This is a genomic window from uncultured Azonexus sp., assembly GCF_937982035.1.
Taxonomy (GTDB): domain Bacteria; phylum Pseudomonadota; class Gammaproteobacteria; order Burkholderiales; family Rhodocyclaceae; genus Azonexus.
Genome location: NZ_CALJNI010000001.1, coordinates 323622 through 339046 on the forward strand (window position 1 = coordinate 323622; position 15425 = coordinate 339046).

General features: G+C 64.6%; 14 protein-coding genes. 7 read left to right on the top strand and 7 right to left on the bottom strand.

What is annotated here, in order from left to right; translation table 11 throughout:
• Window positions 1-9 precede the first annotated feature (9 nt).
• Entirely contained in the window at window positions 10-873 is an 864-nt protein-coding gene (nadC, locus tag Q0799_RS01520) for a carboxylating nicotinate-nucleotide diphosphorylase (protein WP_298393436.1), read from the bottom strand.
• 53 nt (window positions 874-926) lie between these two features.
• Here nadC and Q0799_RS01525 point away from each other — a divergent pair, with 53 nt between their 5' ends.
• On the top strand, window positions 927-2417 hold the full coding sequence (locus Q0799_RS01525) for an FMN-binding glutamate synthase family protein (RefSeq protein WP_298393438.1): 1491 nt from the start codon (window positions 927-929) through the stop codon (window positions 2415-2417).
• A 9-nt stretch (window positions 2418-2426) separates the two neighbouring features.
• On the opposite strand, the gene Q0799_RS01530 is transcribed toward Q0799_RS01525, so the two are convergent.
• From Q0799_RS01530 to Q0799_RS01540, 3 genes are read right to left on the bottom strand one after another with little or no spacing between them, the layout of a single operon-like run.
• Window positions 2427-3905 (bottom strand): NAD(P)H-hydrate dehydratase, encoded by a 1479-nt coding sequence (locus Q0799_RS01530; RefSeq protein ID WP_298393440.1) that lies wholly within the window; start codon window positions 3903-3905, stop codon window positions 2427-2429.
• A gap of 9 nt (window positions 3906-3914) precedes the next feature.
• Window positions 3915-4817 (bottom strand): histone deacetylase, encoded by a 903-nt coding sequence (locus tag Q0799_RS01535; RefSeq protein ID WP_298393442.1) that lies wholly within the window; start codon window positions 4815-4817, stop codon window positions 3915-3917.
• A gap of 37 nt (window positions 4818-4854) precedes the next feature.
• Window positions 4855-5709, bottom strand: coding sequence for a tetratricopeptide repeat protein (locus Q0799_RS01540; protein ID WP_298393445.1), 855 nt, complete (start codon window positions 5707-5709; stop codon window positions 4855-4857).
• A gap of 123 nt (window positions 5710-5832) precedes the next feature.
• Here Q0799_RS01540 and Q0799_RS01545 point away from each other — a divergent pair, with 123 nt between their 5' ends.
• From Q0799_RS01545 to Q0799_RS01570, 6 genes are all read left to right on the top strand, one after another.
• Window positions 5833-7470 (top strand): CTP synthase, encoded by a 1638-nt coding sequence (locus Q0799_RS01545; RefSeq protein WP_298393446.1) that lies wholly within the window; start codon window positions 5833-5835, stop codon window positions 7468-7470.
• The gene (gene kdsA / locus Q0799_RS01550; protein ID WP_298393449.1) at window positions 7470-8309 is read left to right on the top strand and encodes a 3-deoxy-8-phosphooctulonate synthase; all 840 of its coding nucleotides are present in this window, start codon (window positions 7470-7472) and stop codon (window positions 8307-8309) included. Before Q0799_RS01545 ends, kdsA begins: the two co-directional genes overlap by 1 nt.
• A gap of 49 nt (window positions 8310-8358) precedes the next feature.
• Window positions 8359-9642 carry a phosphopyruvate hydratase gene (gene eno / locus Q0799_RS01555; protein WP_298393451.1) on the top strand — a complete coding sequence of 428 codons (1284 nt, stop codon included), beginning with the start codon at window positions 8359-8361 and terminating at the stop codon, window positions 9640-9642.
• 6 nt (window positions 9643-9648) lie between these two features.
• Window positions 9649-9939, top strand: coding sequence for a cell division protein FtsB (ftsB, locus tag Q0799_RS01560; RefSeq protein ID WP_298393453.1), 291 nt, complete (start codon window positions 9649-9651; stop codon window positions 9937-9939).
• An 89-nt stretch (window positions 9940-10028) separates the two neighbouring features.
• Window positions 10029-10499 (top strand): peroxiredoxin, encoded by a 471-nt coding sequence (locus tag Q0799_RS01565; RefSeq protein ID WP_298393566.1) that lies wholly within the window; start codon window positions 10029-10031, stop codon window positions 10497-10499.
• Window positions 10496-10996 carry a peptidylprolyl isomerase gene (locus Q0799_RS01570; protein WP_298393455.1) on the top strand — a complete coding sequence of 167 codons (501 nt, stop codon included), beginning with the start codon at window positions 10496-10498 and terminating at the stop codon, window positions 10994-10996. The genes Q0799_RS01565 and Q0799_RS01570 overlap by 4 nt, the downstream gene beginning before the upstream one ends.
• A gap of 5 nt (window positions 10997-11001) precedes the next feature.
• Here the strand turns inward: Q0799_RS01570 and mutS are convergent, their stop codons facing one another.
• The 3 genes from mutS to lplT all read right to left on the bottom strand — a co-directional run bounded on the left by mutS (window position 11002) and on the right by lplT (window position 15349).
• Window positions 11002-13590 (bottom strand): DNA mismatch repair protein MutS, encoded by a 2589-nt coding sequence (gene mutS / locus Q0799_RS01575; RefSeq protein ID WP_298393457.1) that lies wholly within the window; start codon window positions 13588-13590, stop codon window positions 11002-11004.
• 128 nt (window positions 13591-13718) lie between these two features.
• Window positions 13719-14084, bottom strand: a complete 366-nt coding sequence (locus tag Q0799_RS01580) for a cupin domain-containing protein (protein ID WP_298393459.1) — start codon at window positions 14082-14084, stop codon at window positions 13719-13721.
• A gap of 2 nt (window positions 14085-14086) precedes the next feature.
• Entirely contained in the window at window positions 14087-15349 is a 1263-nt protein-coding gene (gene lplT / locus Q0799_RS01585; RefSeq protein ID WP_298393461.1) for a lysophospholipid transporter LplT, read from the bottom strand.
• Between the last annotated feature and the right edge of the window lie 76 nt (window positions 15350-15425).

Consider the following 15425-nt stretch of genomic DNA (forward strand, 5'->3'; position numbering starts at 1 on the left):
GGCTTCCGCTTAGCCGACGAAGCGCATCGACAGGTCGAGCGCCTTGACGTCCTTGGTCAGCGCACCGACCGAGATGCGATCGACCCCGGTTTCGGCAATGGCGCGGATGGTTTCCAGGCTGACGTTGCCGGAGGCTTCGAGAATGGCGCGCCCGGCGTTGACGGCGACGGCCTCGCGCATCAGGTCGGTGGTGAAATTGTCGAGCAGGATCATCCGCGCGCCGGCGGCCAGTGCCTGGTGCAACTCGTCGAGGTTTTCGACTTCGACCTGGATGAACTTGCAGCGGTCGGCGGCTTGCCCGGCGACCCGCTCGGCCGCCGCGTAGGCTTGGGCGATGCCGCCGGCGGCATGGATGTGGTTTTCCTTGATCAGGATCGCATCCCACAGAGCCAGCCGGTGGTTGCCGCCGCCGCCGGCGCGGACGGCGTATTTCTGGGCAATGCGCAGGCCGGGCAGGGTCTTGCGGGTGTCGACGACCTGCGCCCGGGTGCCGGCGATGGCGTCGGCGTAGATGCGGACCTTGCTGGCCACCGCCGACAGCAATTGCAGAAAGTTCAGCGCGCTGCGCTCGGCGGTCAGCAGGGCGCGGCCGTTACCGTCGATGGTGCATAACAGCTGATCGGCAGCGATCCGGTCACCGTCACCGGCCTGCCAGGTGATGCGGGCATCCTGGTCGAGGCGGCGCACGCATTCGTCGAACCAGGCCGTGCCGCAAAGCACGCCGGCTTCCCGCGAAATGACCGTGGCCCGGACCTGACGGTCGCCGGGTACCAGGGAAGCGGTCAGGTCGCCGGGGCCGACATCCTCGGTCAGGGCGGCGTCGACATTGCGGGTGATTTCTGCGGCGAGCGGGTAGGCGAATTCTATGGACATCTCTGGGTTCCGGCGGCATGCTTAGGCGCGAATTGTACCGTCAGGGGCAGACAATGTCAGAAATCGTCGGGGTGTTTCACGTCAGTCTGGGGGTGATGGTCGTTCTGGTGCTGGCGGTGCTCCTGCTGTTCTGGTACCTGCGCGACGTCACCCAGAAGCGCCACACGGTCCTGCGCAATTTCCCCATTGTCGGCCATCTGCGTTTCTTCTTCGAAAGCCTGGGCGAATACTTCCGCCAGTACTTCTTCCTCGGTGACCGCGAGGAAATGCCCTTCAACCGGGCGACACGCGCCTGGGTCTATCGGCTGGCCAAGAACGAAGGCGGCATGATCGGCTTCGGTTCGACCTACGACATCAATCAATCCGGGGCGCTGGTTTTTGTGAACGCCGCCTTTCCGGTGCTCGACAGCGATCACCGGCCGTCGCCGCCGGTGATGATCGGTGAAGGCTGGTGCGACAAGCCGTTCGCCGCACGCTCGCTGATCAATATCAGCGGCATGAGTTTCGGCGCCATTTCCCGGCCGGCCGTCCGCGCCCTCTCGCAAGGCGCGGCCCTGGCCGGCTGCTATATGGATACCGGCGAAGGCGGGCTCAGCCCCTACCATCTCGAAGGGCGCTGCGACGTCATTTTCCAGATCGGCACGGCCAAGTACGGTGTCCGCGACGAAGCCGGTCGCCTGAGCGACCTGCGTCTGCGCGAACTGGCCGGGCACGAGCATGTTCGCGCCTTCGAGATCAAGCTGTCGCAGGGCGCCAAGCCGGGTAAAGGCGGGGTGCTGCCGGCGGCCAAGGTGACGGCCGAGATCGCCGCCATCCGCGGTATTCCGCTGGGCAAGGATTCGCTGTCGCCAAACCGTCACCCCGAGACCGGGACGATGGAGGAACTGCTCGACATGGTCGTGCATGTCCGCGAAGTGACCGGCAAGCCGGTCGGCATCAAGACTGCCATCGGCGGCTGGCAGTTCATGCATGAGCTGGCCGAAGCCGTCAGACGGCGCGGTTTGTGGAGCGCGCCGGATTTCCTCACCATCGATGGCGGCGAGGGCGGTTCGGGCGCGGCGCCGCAGGCGCTGGCCGATCACATGGCCCTGTCGATCAACGAAGCGCTGCCGCGCGTGGTCGATGCGTTGATCGAAAACGGCTTGCGCGAGCGGATCAAGGTGATTGCCTCGGGCAAGCTGCTGACCCCGGCCAAGGTCGCCTGGGCATTGGCCTGTGGTGCCGATCTGGTCAATTCGGCCCGCGGCTACATGTTTGCGCTCGGCTGCATCCAGGCCTTGCGCTGTCACCAGAACACCTGTCCGACCGGCATCACCACGCACAACCAGAAACTGCAGCGCGGTCTGGTCGTCGAGGACAAGGCCGAGCGGGTTGCCCATTACACGCGCAACATGAACCAGGAAGTGGAAATGATCGCCCATGCCTGTGGGGTGCTGCATGCCCGGGAACTGCGCCGCGAGCATGTCCGCATCGTCCAGCCCAACGGCCAGAGCCAGGCGCTGAACATGCTCTATCCCTATCCGTCGCCGCCGGCGGCGGATTGAGGCTGCACTTCAGCGCAGCCAGTCGTTGACCAGGCAGCGCGCGCTGTCGATGACTTCGCCGGCGGTCAGGCCGATCGGGCCGATGCCGTCGGCAACCAGCCGGTCGGCGGCCGCACCGTGCAGATGCACAGCCGCCAGCAAGGCCTGTTCCGCCGGCCATTGCTGGGCCAGCAGGGTGGCGATCATGCCGCTCAGGACGTCGCCCATGCCGGCCGTGGCCATGCCCGGATTGCCGGTGGTGTTGATCCACCAGCGGCCATCCGGTCCGGCAACGATCGTGCCGCAGCCTTTGAGGGCGACCGGGCAGCCGTAGCGCGCAGCCATCTCGCGGGCGGCGGCGATGCGGTCGTGCTGCACCTCGCGCGTCGAGCAGCCGAGCAGGCGACCGGCCTCGGCCGGGTGCGGGGTCAGGATGGCCGGCGCGACGCGGTTGTACAGGTTGCCTTCGAGGCGCCCGTCGCTGGCCAGGATGTTCAGGGCATCGGCGTCGAGGACCAGGGGCAGCGGGCATTTCAGCGCCTGCTCGACGCAATCGGCTGCGCTGCCGGCGGTGCCGAGCCCGGGGCCGCACACCAGCGCCTGCAGGTCGGCCTGGAAGAGCGTGTCGATGCGGCGGATCATCAGTTCCGGCTGGACAAGGTCCACGCTCGGTCCGTCCGGGTCGAGCAGGCCGAGATAGACGCGGCCGGCGCCCAGCTTGAGCGCAGTGCGACCGGCGAGCAGGGTGGCGCCGCTCATCGACTTGCCGCCGCCGACGATGCCGACGCCGCCGAAGCTGCCCTTGTGCGAATTGCGGCGCCGGGGTTTGAGGCGCCCGGCGAAATCCTGGCGGCTGACGATGTGGCCGTCGGCCGGGTCGCCGCCGGTCGTGTCGAGGTCGAGCGTGGCGATGGCGATTTCGCCGCAGTGGTCGGGACCGTCGGCGGTCAGCAGGCCGGGTTTGCCGGCGATGAAGGTCAGGGTGTGTGTGGCTTCGATGCAGATGCCGGGCCGGTGGCCGGTGTCGGCGTCGAGGCCGGACGGGCAGTCGAGCGCCAGCAGGGCGCAGTCGTCGCGCCGGGCGAGGCGGTTGGCCAGCGCGATCCACTCGGCGTAGATGCCTTCCGGCGCCCGTTTCAGTCCGATGCCGAACAGGCCGTCGATGATCAGGCCCCAGTGCCGGTCGTCCTCCACGGTCCGGGAAAACTCGCCGCCGGCGTCGATGAAGCGCCGGCAGGCCGCAGCGGCGTCGGCCGGCAGTTGTTCCGCCTGGCCGGCGAACAGCACGCGGACATCGAAAAAGCGTTGGCGCAGCAGTCGGGCCGCCTCGAAGGCGTCGCCGCCATTGTTGCCGGGGCCCGCCAGCACCAGGATGGGGCGGTTACGCTCGCCGGCCAGCTGGCTGGCCAGGTCGGCGGCGGCTTGGCCGGCGCGCTGCATCAGCGGCAGGTCGGCGTGGCGGGCTTCGATGCGGCGTAGCGATGGGCTCAGGAGGAGACGGGTGTCCATGCCGTGATTCTAGCGCCACATGGCGCGGCCGAGGCGGATCGTGGCGGCATGGATGCTGACCGTGTCGTCGATGTTGCGCGCATAGCCGCCGGCCATGGCGACGGCCACCGGAATGGCGCCGTCCCGGCAGCGCCGGAATACCCGCCGGTCGCGTTCCACCAGCCCGTTCATGCTCAGTGCCAGGCGGCCGAGCCGGTCGTCGGCATAGGGGTCGGCACCGGCCAGGTAGATGACCAGATCGGGGCAGGCGAGATCGAAGGCGGTGTCCAGTCCATGCTCGAGCTGGGCCAGGTAGGCCGGGTCACCGCAGCCGTCGGGCAGCTCGATGTCGAGATCGCTGTTTTCCTTGGTGAATGGGTAGTTGCGGGCGCCGTGAATGGAAAAGGTGAAGATGTCGGGATCGTTCCTGAGGATGGCGGCCGTGCCGTTGCCCTGGTGCACATCGCAATCGACGATCAGGATGCGCCCGGCCAGTCCTTCCGCGCGCATCGCCCGGGCGGCGACGGCAGCATCGTTGAAGACGCAGAAGCCTTCGCCATGGCCGGCAAAGGCGTGGTGGGTGCCGCCGGCCAGATTGGCGGCGATGCCCCGGCTGGCGCAGGCGGCACGACAGGCGTCGATGGTGGCGCCGGCCGAGCGCCGGGAGCGCTCGACCATGCCCGGGCTCCACGGAAAACCGATGGCCTTCTGCATCTTTTCGTCGATCTCGCCGAGGCTGATGCGCCGGATGTAGTCAGCGTCGTGGGCGCGCTGCAGTTCCTCGTCGGTAGCGGCGTGCGGCAGATGGAAGTCGTCTGGTGAAAAATCGCCGCCGGCGAGCAGTGTCTGCCGCAGGCGGGCGTATTTCTCCATCGGGAAGCGATGCCCCGGCGGCAGCGGCAGAACGAAGACGTCGGTGTAGAAAAGCTGCATCGCGGCGGTCGGTGCGCGCCGGCACCGACCGGTGAGGTCAGTTCAGCGCGGCGGAGAGTTTGCGACGATATTCGCGGACGAGATCGTCGTACTGTTCGCCAGCCAGCGCCTCGAAGAACTGGAGCAGGGCCTTGCGCCCGGCGCCTTCGTCGAAGAAACGGTCGCGCCGGACGACTTCGAGCGCGGCGTCGAGCGCCTCGCGGAAACGGCTTTGCGCGGCATAGGCCTTGGCCAGTTCGAGGCGCGTGGCGTGGTCGTCCGGGTTGGCGGCCAGCTTCGCTTCCAGCGGTTCGGTGTCGGCAGCGCCCTGGGCCAGTGCCAGGCGGGCGCGCAGGGCGCCGGCGCGCGCCGGTTCGTCCTTGAATTCGCCGGCCAGCAACTGCGCGGCTTCGTCGTTGCGGCCCAGATGCATCAGTACCTCGATGGCGTCGAGTTGCACCGCCTGATCCTGCGGATTGGCCTGACTGGCCTCGACCAGCTTGGCCAGCGCTTCCTCGAACCGGCCTTCGGCGGCCAGGGCGGCGGCCTCTTCGCGCGGGTTGGCGTTTTCGCCGGCGGGCAGGGCGATGCGGTCGAGAAACTGGCGGACCTGGCCTTCGGGCAGGGCGCCGTTGAATTCATCGACCAGTTGTCCCTGGAAAACGACCTTCACCGACGGAATGCTGCGCACGCCGAAATGGCCGGCCAGCTGGGGGTATTCGTCGGAATTGACCTTGGCCAGGAGGAAGCGGCCCTGGTATTCCTCGGCCAGTTTTTCCAGCATCGGCTTCAACGTCTGGCATGGGGCACACCAGGGCGCCCAGAAATCGACCACCACCGGCACCTGCAGCGAGGCCTGCAGGACCTTGACTTCGAATTCCTCAATGGAGACGTCAAAAGAGAATTGGGACATGTGTGCTTTTCCGGTCTGTTTCAGTTGCCGGGTATTTTAACGGAGACTGGCGGAAGCGGCGGACGGCTTTCGCTCCCGGCATGTTTTCGGCTATCATTCTGCTTTCCCGCAGCCTGTCTTTCCATGACCAAATACGTTTTCGTTACAGGTGGTGTCGTGTCCTCACTGGGCAAAGGCATCGCCGCCGCGTCGCTCGGGGCCATTCTGGAATCCCGCGGCATCAAGGTTACCCACCTCAAGCTTGACCCCTACATCAACGTCGACCCCGGCACGATGAGTCCCTTCCAGCACGGAGAGGTCTTCGTAACCGAGGATGGCGCCGAGACCGATCTCGATCTGGGGCATTACGAGCGCTTCACCAGCGCCAAGATGACCAAGCGCAACAACTTCACCACCGGCCAGATTTACGACACGGTGCTGAAGAAAGAGCGCCGCGGTGAATATCTCGGCAAGACGGTGCAGGTCATCCCGCACATCACCGACGAGATCAAGGGCAAGGTCAAGGCCGGCGCCGAGGGGGCCGACGTGGCCATCGTCGAGGTTGGCGGCACGGTCGGCGACATCGAGTCGCTGCCCTTCCTGGAAGCGATCCGCCAGATGGGCATCGAGGAAGGCCGCAACAACGTCTGCTACATGCACCTGACGCTGCTACCCTATATCCCGACCGCCGGCGAACTGAAGACCAAGCCGACCCAGCATTCGGTCAAGGAACTGCGCGAGATCGGCATCCAGCCGGACATCCTGCTGTGCCGTGCCGACCGCTCCATTCCGGTCGAGGAGCGGCGCAAGATCGCGCTGTTCTGCAACGTCATGCCGGAAGCCGTCATCGAGTGTCTCGACGCCGACTCCATCTACAAGATCCCGGGCATGCTGCACGAGCAGATGCTCGACGAAATCGTCTGCCACAAGCTCGGCATCCTGGCCAAGGCGGCCGACCTGTCGGTCTGGGAAAACCTGATCGTGGCGCTGGAGCATCCGCTGCACCAGGTGAAGATCGCCTTCGTCGGCAAGTACGTCGATCTGACCGAGTCGTACAAGTCGCTGATCGAAGCCATCAAGCATGCCGGCATCCACACGCGCAGCGAGGTGAACATCGTCTATCTCGATTCGGAAGAGATCGAGAAGAACGGCACCGGCGTGCTCGAGAGCATGGACGCCATCCTCGTGCCGGGCGGTTTCGGCCGCCGCGGTACCGAAGGCAAGATCGCCGCGATCCGCTATGCCCGCGAGAACAAGGTGCCGTATCTGGGCATCTGTCTCGGCATGCAGATGGCCGTCGTCGAATTCGCCCGCCATGTTGCCGGCCTGAAGGACGCGCACTCGACCGAGTTCGTCGCCGACACGCCGTACCCGGTGATCGGCCTGATCACCGAGTGGCTCGACGCCTCCGGCAAGATCGAGAAGCGCAGCGAGGATTCCGACATCGGCGGCACCATGCGCCTCGGCGCCCAGGTCTGCCAGCTCAAGGAAGGTTCGCTGGCCCGCCAGATCTACGGCGCCGCGGAGATCACCGAGCGTCACCGCCATCGCTATGAAGTGAACAACACGCTGCTGGCGCAACTGGAAGACAAGGGCCTGGTCGTTTCCGGCCGGGCGCCGGGCACCGACCTGTGCGAAATGGTCGAACTGCCGGCCGACGTCCATCCGTGGTTTGTCGGTTGCCAGTTCCATCCGGAATTCACCTCCAATCCGCGCCAGGGACATCCGCTGTTCACGTCCTACGTCAAGGCCGCGCTGGCCAACAAGCAGGGCAAGAACTGATGAAACTCTGCGGTTTCGAGGCTGGTCTTGACCAGCCTTTTTTCCTGATCGCCGGTCCCTGTACCGCCGAATCGGAGCAATTGTGCGTCGATGTCGCCGGCCGCATGAAGGAAATCTGCGCCCGCCTGGGTGTCAATTACATCTTCAAGGCGTCCTACGACAAGGCCAACCGCAGCTCCGGCAAGTCGGTGCGCGGTCCGGGCATCGATGGCGGATTGAAGATTCTTGAGGCTGTGCGCGCCCAGGTCGGTGTGCCGGTGCTGACCGATGTCCATGACGGCAACGACGTCGCCCAGGTGGCGAGCGTGGTCGATGTGCTGCAGACGCCGGCCTTCCTCTGCCGGCAGACCGATTTCATCCACGCCGTGGCGTCCTGCGGCAAGCCGGTGAATATCAAGAAGGGCCAGTTCCTGGCGCCGGGCGACATGAAGAACGTCGTCGACAAGGCGCGTGAGGTCAATGGCGGTGCCGACAATCTGATGGTCTGCGAACGCGGTGCCAGCTTCGGCTACAACAACCTCGTTTCCGACATGCGCTCGCTGGCGATCATGCGCGAGACCGGTTGCCCGGTGGTGTTCGATGCCACCCACTCGGTGCAGTTGCCGGGCGGGCAGGGTACGGTTTCCGGCGGTCAGCGCGAATTCGTTCCGGTGCTGGCACGGGCGGCGGTGGCGGTGGGGATTTCCGGCCTGTTCATGGAAACCCATCCGTGCCCGGAAAAGGCCTTCTCCGACGGCCCGAATTCCTGGCCACTGGATCGCATGGAAAGCCTGCTGGCGACCTTGGTGGCGCTGGACAAGGCCGCCAAATCGGCCGGTTTTGAAGAATTGAAATTCTAATAATTTACTTTAATTTGTTTTTTCAACCTTCTGTTTACAAGGAAGAAATATGAGTTCTATCGTTGATGTTGTCGCCCGCGAGATCCTGGATTCCCGTGGCAATCCCACGGTTGAGGCCGATGTCCTGCTCGAGTCCGGTGTCATGGGGCGTGCGGCTGTTCCGTCGGGCGCTTCGACCGGCACCCGCGAAGCCATCGAACTGCGTGACGGCGACAAGAGCCGTTACCTCGGCAAGGGCGTGATGCAGGCCGTCGAGAACATCAACACCGAGATCTCGGAAGCGATCATCGGCCTCGACGCTCAGGAACAGGCCTTCATCGACCAGACGATGATCGAGCTCGACGGCACCGACAACAAGTCGCGTCTCGGCGCCAACGCCATCCTGGCCGTGTCGATGGCCGTCGCCAAGGCCGCTGCCGAGGAATCCGGCCTGCCGCTGTACCGCTACTTCGGCGGCATGGCGCCGATGCAGATGCCGGTGCCGATGATGAACATCATCAACGGCGGCGAGCACGCCAACAACAGCCTGGACATCCAGGAATTCATGGTCATGCCGGTCGGTGCCAACACCTTCCGCGAAGCCCTGCGTTGCGGCGCAGAGATATTCCATGCGCTGAAGAAGCTGCTCGACAAGGCCGGCCATTCGACCGCCGTCGGTGACGAAGGCGGTTTCGCCCCGAACCTCGGTAGCCACGCCGAAGCCCTGCAGATCATCATGCAGGCGATCGAGGCCGCCGGCTACGTGCCCGGCCAGGACGTGCTGCTGGCCCTCGACTGCGCCGCTTCCGAGTTCTACAAGGATGGCAAGTACCACCTGTCCGGCGAAGGCCTGCAGCTGACCTCGGCCCAGTTCGTCGACTACCTGGCCAACCTGGCCGATCAGTTCCCGATCGTCTCGATCGAGGACGGCATGTCCGAAGCTGACTGGGACGGCTGGAAGCTGCTGACCGACCGCCTCGGTTCCAAGGTGCAGATCGTCGGCGACGACATCTTCGTCACCAACACCCGCATCTTCAAGGAAGGCATCCAGAAGGGCATCGCCAACGCCATCCTGATCAAGATCAACCAGATCGGCACGCTGTCGGAAACCTTCGCCGCCGTCGAAATGGCCAAGCGCGCCGGTTACACCGCGGTGATCTCGCATCGCTCGGGTGAAACCGAAGACAGCACCATCGCCGACATCGCCGTCGGTCTCAATGCCGGCCAGATCAAGACCGGTTCGCTGTCGCGCTCGGATCGCATCGCCAAGTACAACCAGCTCATCCGCATCGAGGAAGATCTTGGCGATACCGCTTCCTATCCGGGTCGTGAGACTTTCTACAACCTGCGCTGATCGTTCATGCGCTGGCTGACGGTCGGCCTTCTTGCCCTGATCGTCCTCCTCCAGTACCCATTGTGGCTGGGCAAGGGAGGATGGTTGAAGGTATGGGAGTACGACCGTCAGTTGAAGGTCCAGCGGGAGGAAACCCGCAAGCTGGAAATCCGCAACGCGGGCCTCGATGCCGAGGTCCGCGATCTCAAGCAGGGCTACGATGCCATCGAGGAGCGCGCGCGCTTTGAACTCGGCATGGTGAAACAGGACGAAGTGTTTGTCCAGATTCCCGACGAGCCCGCTGGCGAGCGCCGGTAAATCGCTTCAAACCTTGTAGCCACCGCCATTTTGCTCAGCTAGAATCGTTCTCAGCAGTCCCACGCTGAGCACTCAAGGAGAACGACATGCTGCTCAAGAATGGCGATAAGGCCCCGACATTCAGCTTGCCGGATGCTGATATGGAGACTGTCGATCTGGCGAGTTTTCAGGATAAGCAACACCTTGTCCTGCTTTTCTACCCGAAGGACGGAACACCCTCCTGTACGCGCGAAGTCACTGATTTTTCCGACCACGAGGTCGATTTCCGGAAGCTGGGTTGCAGCATACTCGGCATCAACCGGGAAGACTGTCTCAAACACCAGGAATTCAGGGACAGGGAAGGCATAGGCATCAATCTCCTGTCCGACGCCGAAGGCGAAGTCTGCCGGCAATACGGTGTCTGGCAGACGAGGGAGGTGGATGGGCAGCCGAAAACCGGCATCGTCCGTTCAACTTTCATCATCGATCGCAGCGGCGTCATCCGCCATGCGCTTTACAACGTCAATTTCAAGGGTCATGCCCAGGAAGTACTGGCCCTCGTCAAGGAACTCGACACATGAACCAACAGGTTGCCCGCAATACCGTCATCACCCTCGACTACCATGTCACCGATCCCGATGGCGAAGTCGTGGACGAAGGTCGCGATCCGCTCGTCTATCTGCACGGCGGCTACGACGACATCTTCCCCAAGATCGAAGAAGCCCTGCAGGGCAAGAGCGTCGGCGAGTCGGTCCAGGTCAAGCTGCAGCCCGACGAAGCCTTCGGCGAATACGACCCGCAACTCGTCCAGATCGAGCCGCGCAAGGATTTCCCCAAGGAACTCCAGGTCGGCATGCAGTTCGAAGGCGGCCCGGAAGACGGTAGCGACGACGATTTCGTGATCTACCGCGTGACCGACATCGAAGGCGACAAGGTCGTCCTCGACGGCAACCATCCGCTCGCCGGCAGCGCCCTGGTATTCACCTGCACCGTCACCGCCATCCGCCCGGCCAGCGCCGAGGAAATCGAGCACGGCCACGTGCATGGCGCCGACGATGAGGACGGCTGCGACCACTAAGCTCGCTACTTCAGCAAACCTTTCAGCGCGTACAGCGCATCGAGTGCCTCGCGCGGCGTCAGACTGTCCGGGTCGATGGCGCCGAGGTGCTCGACCACCGGATGCGGCGCCGGTTCGCTGGCTTCGGCCTGTTCAGCCGGGAAATCCTGGGCGAACAGGTCGGGTTGCAGCGGATCGACGGCAGCGCGCTGCTCGAATTCACGTAGCTGTTTTCTCGCCGCACGCACCACGGCCGACGGAATTCCCGCCAGCGCCGCCACCTGGATCCCGTAACTCTGGTTGGCCGGGCCTTCCTCGACAGCGTGCATGAAGACGATGCGGTCGTTGTGCTCGACGGCGCCGAGGTGCACGTTGGCCAGTTCGCTGTATTCGTGCGACAGCCGGGTCAGTTCGAAATAGTGCGTGGCGAACAGCGTCAGGCTGCGGTTCTTGTCGATCAGGTGGCGCAGGATGGCGAAGGCCAGCGCCATGCCGTCGAAGGTTGAGGTGCCGCGGCCGATCTCGTCCATCAGCACCAGGCTCTGGTTCGTCGCGTGGTGCAGGATGGCGGCGGCTTCGGTCATCTCGACCATGAAGGTCGAGCGGCCGGACGCCAGATCGTCGGAAGCGCCGATGCGGGTGAAGATGCGGTCGAGCGGGCCGAGCACGCAGCGGTCGGCGGGCACGAAGCTGCCGATGTGGGCGAGCAGGGCGATCAGCGCCACCTGGCGCATGTAGGTCGATTTACCGCCCATGTTTGGGCCGGTGATCAGCAGCAGCCGCCGGCTTTCGGCCAACCGGCAGTCGTTGGCGATGAAGGTCTCGGCGCTCTGCGCGAGTTCGTTTTCGACGACCGGATGACGGCCGCCTTCGACGGTCAATTGGGTTTCTTCGGCAAATTCCGGCTTGCACCAGTTGCGCTTCAAGGCCGACTCGGCGAACCCGGCGAGCAGGTCGAGCTGGGCGACGGCGCGGGCAATGGTCTGCAGCGTCGGCACGACCGGCAGCAGCGCGTCGAGAATGCCCTCGTAGAGCAGCTTCTCGCGCGCTAGCGAACGCTCCTGCGCCGACAGCGCCTTGTCTTCGAAAGCCTTCAGTTCCGGCGTGATGTAGCGCTCGGCGTTCTTCAGCGTCTGGCGGCGGCGGTAGTCGTCGGGGATCTTGTCGACATTGGCGTGCGTGACCTCGATGTAGAAGCCATGCACCTTGTTGTATTCGACCTTGAGGCTGGCGATGCCGGTGCGCTCGCGCTCGCGCACTTCCATGTCGACCAGAAAGGCGCCGCAGTTGTCGTTGAGCGAGCGCAGCTCATCCAGGTCGGCGTCGTAACCCGGCGCGATGACGCCACCGTCGCGCACCTGGGCGCCCGGTTCGGCGGCGATGGCGCGGACCAGCAGGTCAAGCGTTTCGGCCGGCATTTCGAGTTCGGCGAACGACTGCTGCAGCAAAGCCGACGGCGTGCCGGCCAGCGGCGCGCGCAGTTCCGGCAGGCGGGCCAGCGATTCGCGCAGGCTGGCGAGGTCGCGCGGACGGGCGTTGCGCAAGGCAATGCGGCCAGCGATGCGCTCGATGTCGGCGATGCCGCGCAGGGCTTTTCTGGTCTCGCCGGCCAGGCGGCCGTAATCGTCGAGCAGGGCTTCGACGGCACCGTGGCGGGCGGCCGGGATCGCCCGATCGCGCAGCGGGTGGTGCAGCGTATGGCGCAAGAGGCGCGAGCCCATGCTGGTGACGCAGTTGTCGAGCAGCGAAAACAGCGTCGGCGACGGCTGGCCGCGCAGTGTCTCGGTCAGTTCCAGGTTGCGCCGGGTAGCGAGATCGAGGCCGAGGTAGGCGCCCTCGATTTCCACGGTCAAGCCGCGCAAATGCGGCAATTTGCCCGACTGCGTCGCCTGCGCGTACTGGAGCAGGGCGCCGGCCGCGGCAATCGCCGGCTTCAGGCCTTCGGCGCCGAAACCGGCGAGCGAGGCGACTTCGAACTGGTCGCAGAGCAGGCGCCGGGCTGAGTCGAAATCGAAATACCAGTCCGGCTGGCGCGTGCGCGCCACGTCGACGCCGAAATTGGGCGTCCAGCTTTCCGGATAGAGGATTTCCGCCGGGCGGATGCGCTCCAGCGTCGCCGGAATCTGCTCAGCCGGCACCTCGATCAGTATGAACTCGCCGCTGGCCAGGTTCAGCCGGGCAATGCCGGCCGTGTTGCGCAGCGTCGTCACCGCCAGCAGCCAGATGTCCTGTTTGTCGTCGATCAGCGCCGCATCGGTCAGCGTGCCGGGCGTGACGATGCGCGCCACCGCCCGCTCGACCGGCCCCTTGCTGGTCGCCGGATCGCCGATCTGCTCGCAGATCACCGCCGACTCCCCCAGCTTTACCAGCCGCGCCAGATAAGGCTCCAGCGAATGGAAAGGCACGCCGCACATCTTGATCGGCACCCCGGCCGACTGCCCGCGCGTGGTCAGCGTGATGTCCAGCAGCCGCGCCGCCTTCTCGGCGTCCTCGTAGAACAACTCGTAGAAGTCGCCCATGCGGTAAAAGAGCAGGGTGTTCGGATGCTTTGCCTTGAGCCCGAGGTACTGGACCATCATCGGGGTGTGCTTGGGGCTGTCGGCGGTTTTGCTCATCGGCTGGGTCAGGTGGAAAAAGATGCGGATTTTAGCAGGCGCTCAGCAAGTGCCCGAACATGTCGTTGCCGTCGACAGATCAAGGAAACCTGTCGATATTTCCGCAAAACATCGACACGTTCTCCGGCTCAGCCCTGAAGCAGTTCAGTATCCGCGTGGTCGTAAGCCGGAGAACAGCAGCACAGCAGCTTGAGCGGTGCCTCGCCGGTGGCTTCGATGCAGTGTGGCGTGCCCGGTGGAATGCAGACGGTGTCGCCCGGCCGGACAGGGAAATGTTCCTGGCCCAGGGTCATCAGGCCGGTGCCGGCGGTGATGTGGTAAAGCTCTTCGGTGATCGCGTGGCGGTGCAGTTCGGTTTTGCAGCCGGGCAGGATGGTGGCTTCGGCGAGACTTTGCGCGCGATTGCCATGTACCGACGGGTGCATCAGTTCGCGGATTTCGGAGCCGTCCTTGGTGATGTAGGGGGCGACGCCTGCGTAGGCTTGCAGCGTCATGGTCAGTGCGGGGAATCGTCCAGGTGCATCACGTCGTCGCGGTCGCGCTGGTTGGCCAGGTGGCGTTCGCGGATCAGGTACATGATGCCGCTGACGAACAGCCCGAACAGGGTCAGAACCCAGTAGATCGACATGTCGGCGCGGATCATCACGTAGTACAGGCCGGTCATCACCAGGATGGATAGGTTTTCGTTGAAATTCTGCACGGCGATCGAGTGGCCGGCGCCCATCAGGATGTGGCCGCGGTGCTGGAGCAGGGCGTTCATCGGTACGACGAAGAAGCCGGACAGGGCGCCGATCAGGATCAGCAGCGGGACGGCCAGCCACATGTCGCTGACAAAGTTCATGATCAGCACGATGATGCCCATGGCGATGCCGAGCGGGATGACCCGCACCGACTTGCGCAGGGTGATGAACTTGGCGGCGACGATGGCGCCGGTGGCGACGCCGACCGCGACCACGCCCTGAAGCATCGAGGATTGCGACAGGTTGAGGCCGAGTGCGGTTTCGGCCCATTTGATGACGATGAACTGCAGCGTCGCGCCGGCCCCCCAGAACAGGGTGGTGACGGCCAGGGAAATCTGGCCGAGCCGGTCACGCCAGAGCAGTTTGAGGCAGTGATTGAATTCGTGGAACAGGTAGGCCGGATTCTTCTTCAGCGGCTTGTGGTCGACGCCGGTGTCGGGAACGAAGAAATTGAACAGCGCAGCCAGCAGGTAGAGCAGGGCGATGATGGCCACGGCAATCTCGGCGGTGGTGTCGAGTCCGGTGTCGATCAGCGGGAAATCAATGGCCAGCAGGTGGTTGGTCACGTTGGGCTGGATCAGCAGGCCGCCGATGACAACGCCGAGGATGATGGCGCCGACGGTCAGGCCTTCGATCCAGCCGTTGGCCACGACCAGCAGGCGATGCGGCAGGTATTCGGTGAGGATGCCGTACTTGGCCGGTGAATAGGCGGCGGCGCCCAGTCCGACGATGGCGTAGGCGGCGAGCGGGTGAACGTGGAGGAACATCAATCCGCAGCCGAAAATCTTGACGCTGTTGCTGATCAGCATGACCCGGCCCTTGGGCATCGAGTCGGCAAACGCGCCGACGAAGGCGGCCAGGGCAACATAGGAGATGGTGAAGCAGGTCTTGAGCAGCGGCTCGTACTCGGCCGGCGCCTGCATGTCGCGCAGGGCGGCAATGGCGACGATCAGCAGGGCGTTGTCGGCCAGCGCGGAAAAAAACTGCGCGGCCATGATGATGTAGAAGCCGAACGGCACGAAACTTTGTCTCTTAATCTATTACTTTGGGCGAGGTTTATACCACGGAATGCGCCCGCCGATGGCGGGCATCGCA

Bases quoted from the DNA above. Each gene is read 5' to 3' on its own strand.
- ftsB (WP_298393453.1), top strand. From the start codon at position 9,649: ATGCGCTGGCTGACGGTCGGCCTTCTTGCCCTGATCGTCCTCCTCCAG.
- Q0799_RS01545 (WP_298393446.1), top strand. From the start codon at position 5,833: ATGACCAAATACGTTTTCGTTACAGGTGGTGTCGTGTCCTCACTGGGC.
- Q0799_RS01570 (WP_298393455.1), top strand. From the start codon at position 10,496: ATGAACCAACAGGTTGCCCGCAATACCGTCATCACCCTCGACTACCAT.
- mutS (WP_298393457.1), bottom strand. From the start codon at position 13,590: ATGAGCAAAACCGCCGACAGCCCCAAGCACACCCCGATGATGGTCCAG.
- eno (WP_298393451.1), top strand. From the start codon at position 8,359: ATGAGTTCTATCGTTGATGTTGTCGCCCGCGAGATCCTGGATTCCCGT.
- kdsA (WP_298393449.1), top strand. From the start codon at position 7,470: ATGAAACTCTGCGGTTTCGAGGCTGGTCTTGACCAGCCTTTTTTCCTG.
- Q0799_RS01530 (WP_298393440.1), bottom strand. From the start codon at position 3,905: ATGGACACCCGTCTCCTCCTGAGCCCATCGCTACGCCGCATCGAAGCC.
- nadC (WP_298393436.1), bottom strand. From the start codon at position 873: ATGTCCATAGAATTCGCCTACCCGCTCGCCGCAGAAATCACCCGCAAT.
- Q0799_RS01535 (WP_298393442.1), bottom strand. From the start codon at position 4,817: ATGCAGCTTTTCTACACCGACGTCTTCGTTCTGCCGCTGCCGCCGGGG.
- Q0799_RS01580 (WP_298393459.1), bottom strand. From the start codon at position 14,084: ATGACGCTGCAAGCCTACGCAGGCGTCGCCCCCTACATCACCAAGGAC.
- Q0799_RS01525 (WP_298393438.1), top strand. From the start codon at position 927: ATGTCAGAAATCGTCGGGGTGTTTCACGTCAGTCTGGGGGTGATGGTC.
- Q0799_RS01540 (WP_298393445.1), bottom strand. From the start codon at position 5,709: ATGTCCCAATTCTCTTTTGACGTCTCCATTGAGGAATTCGAAGTCAAG.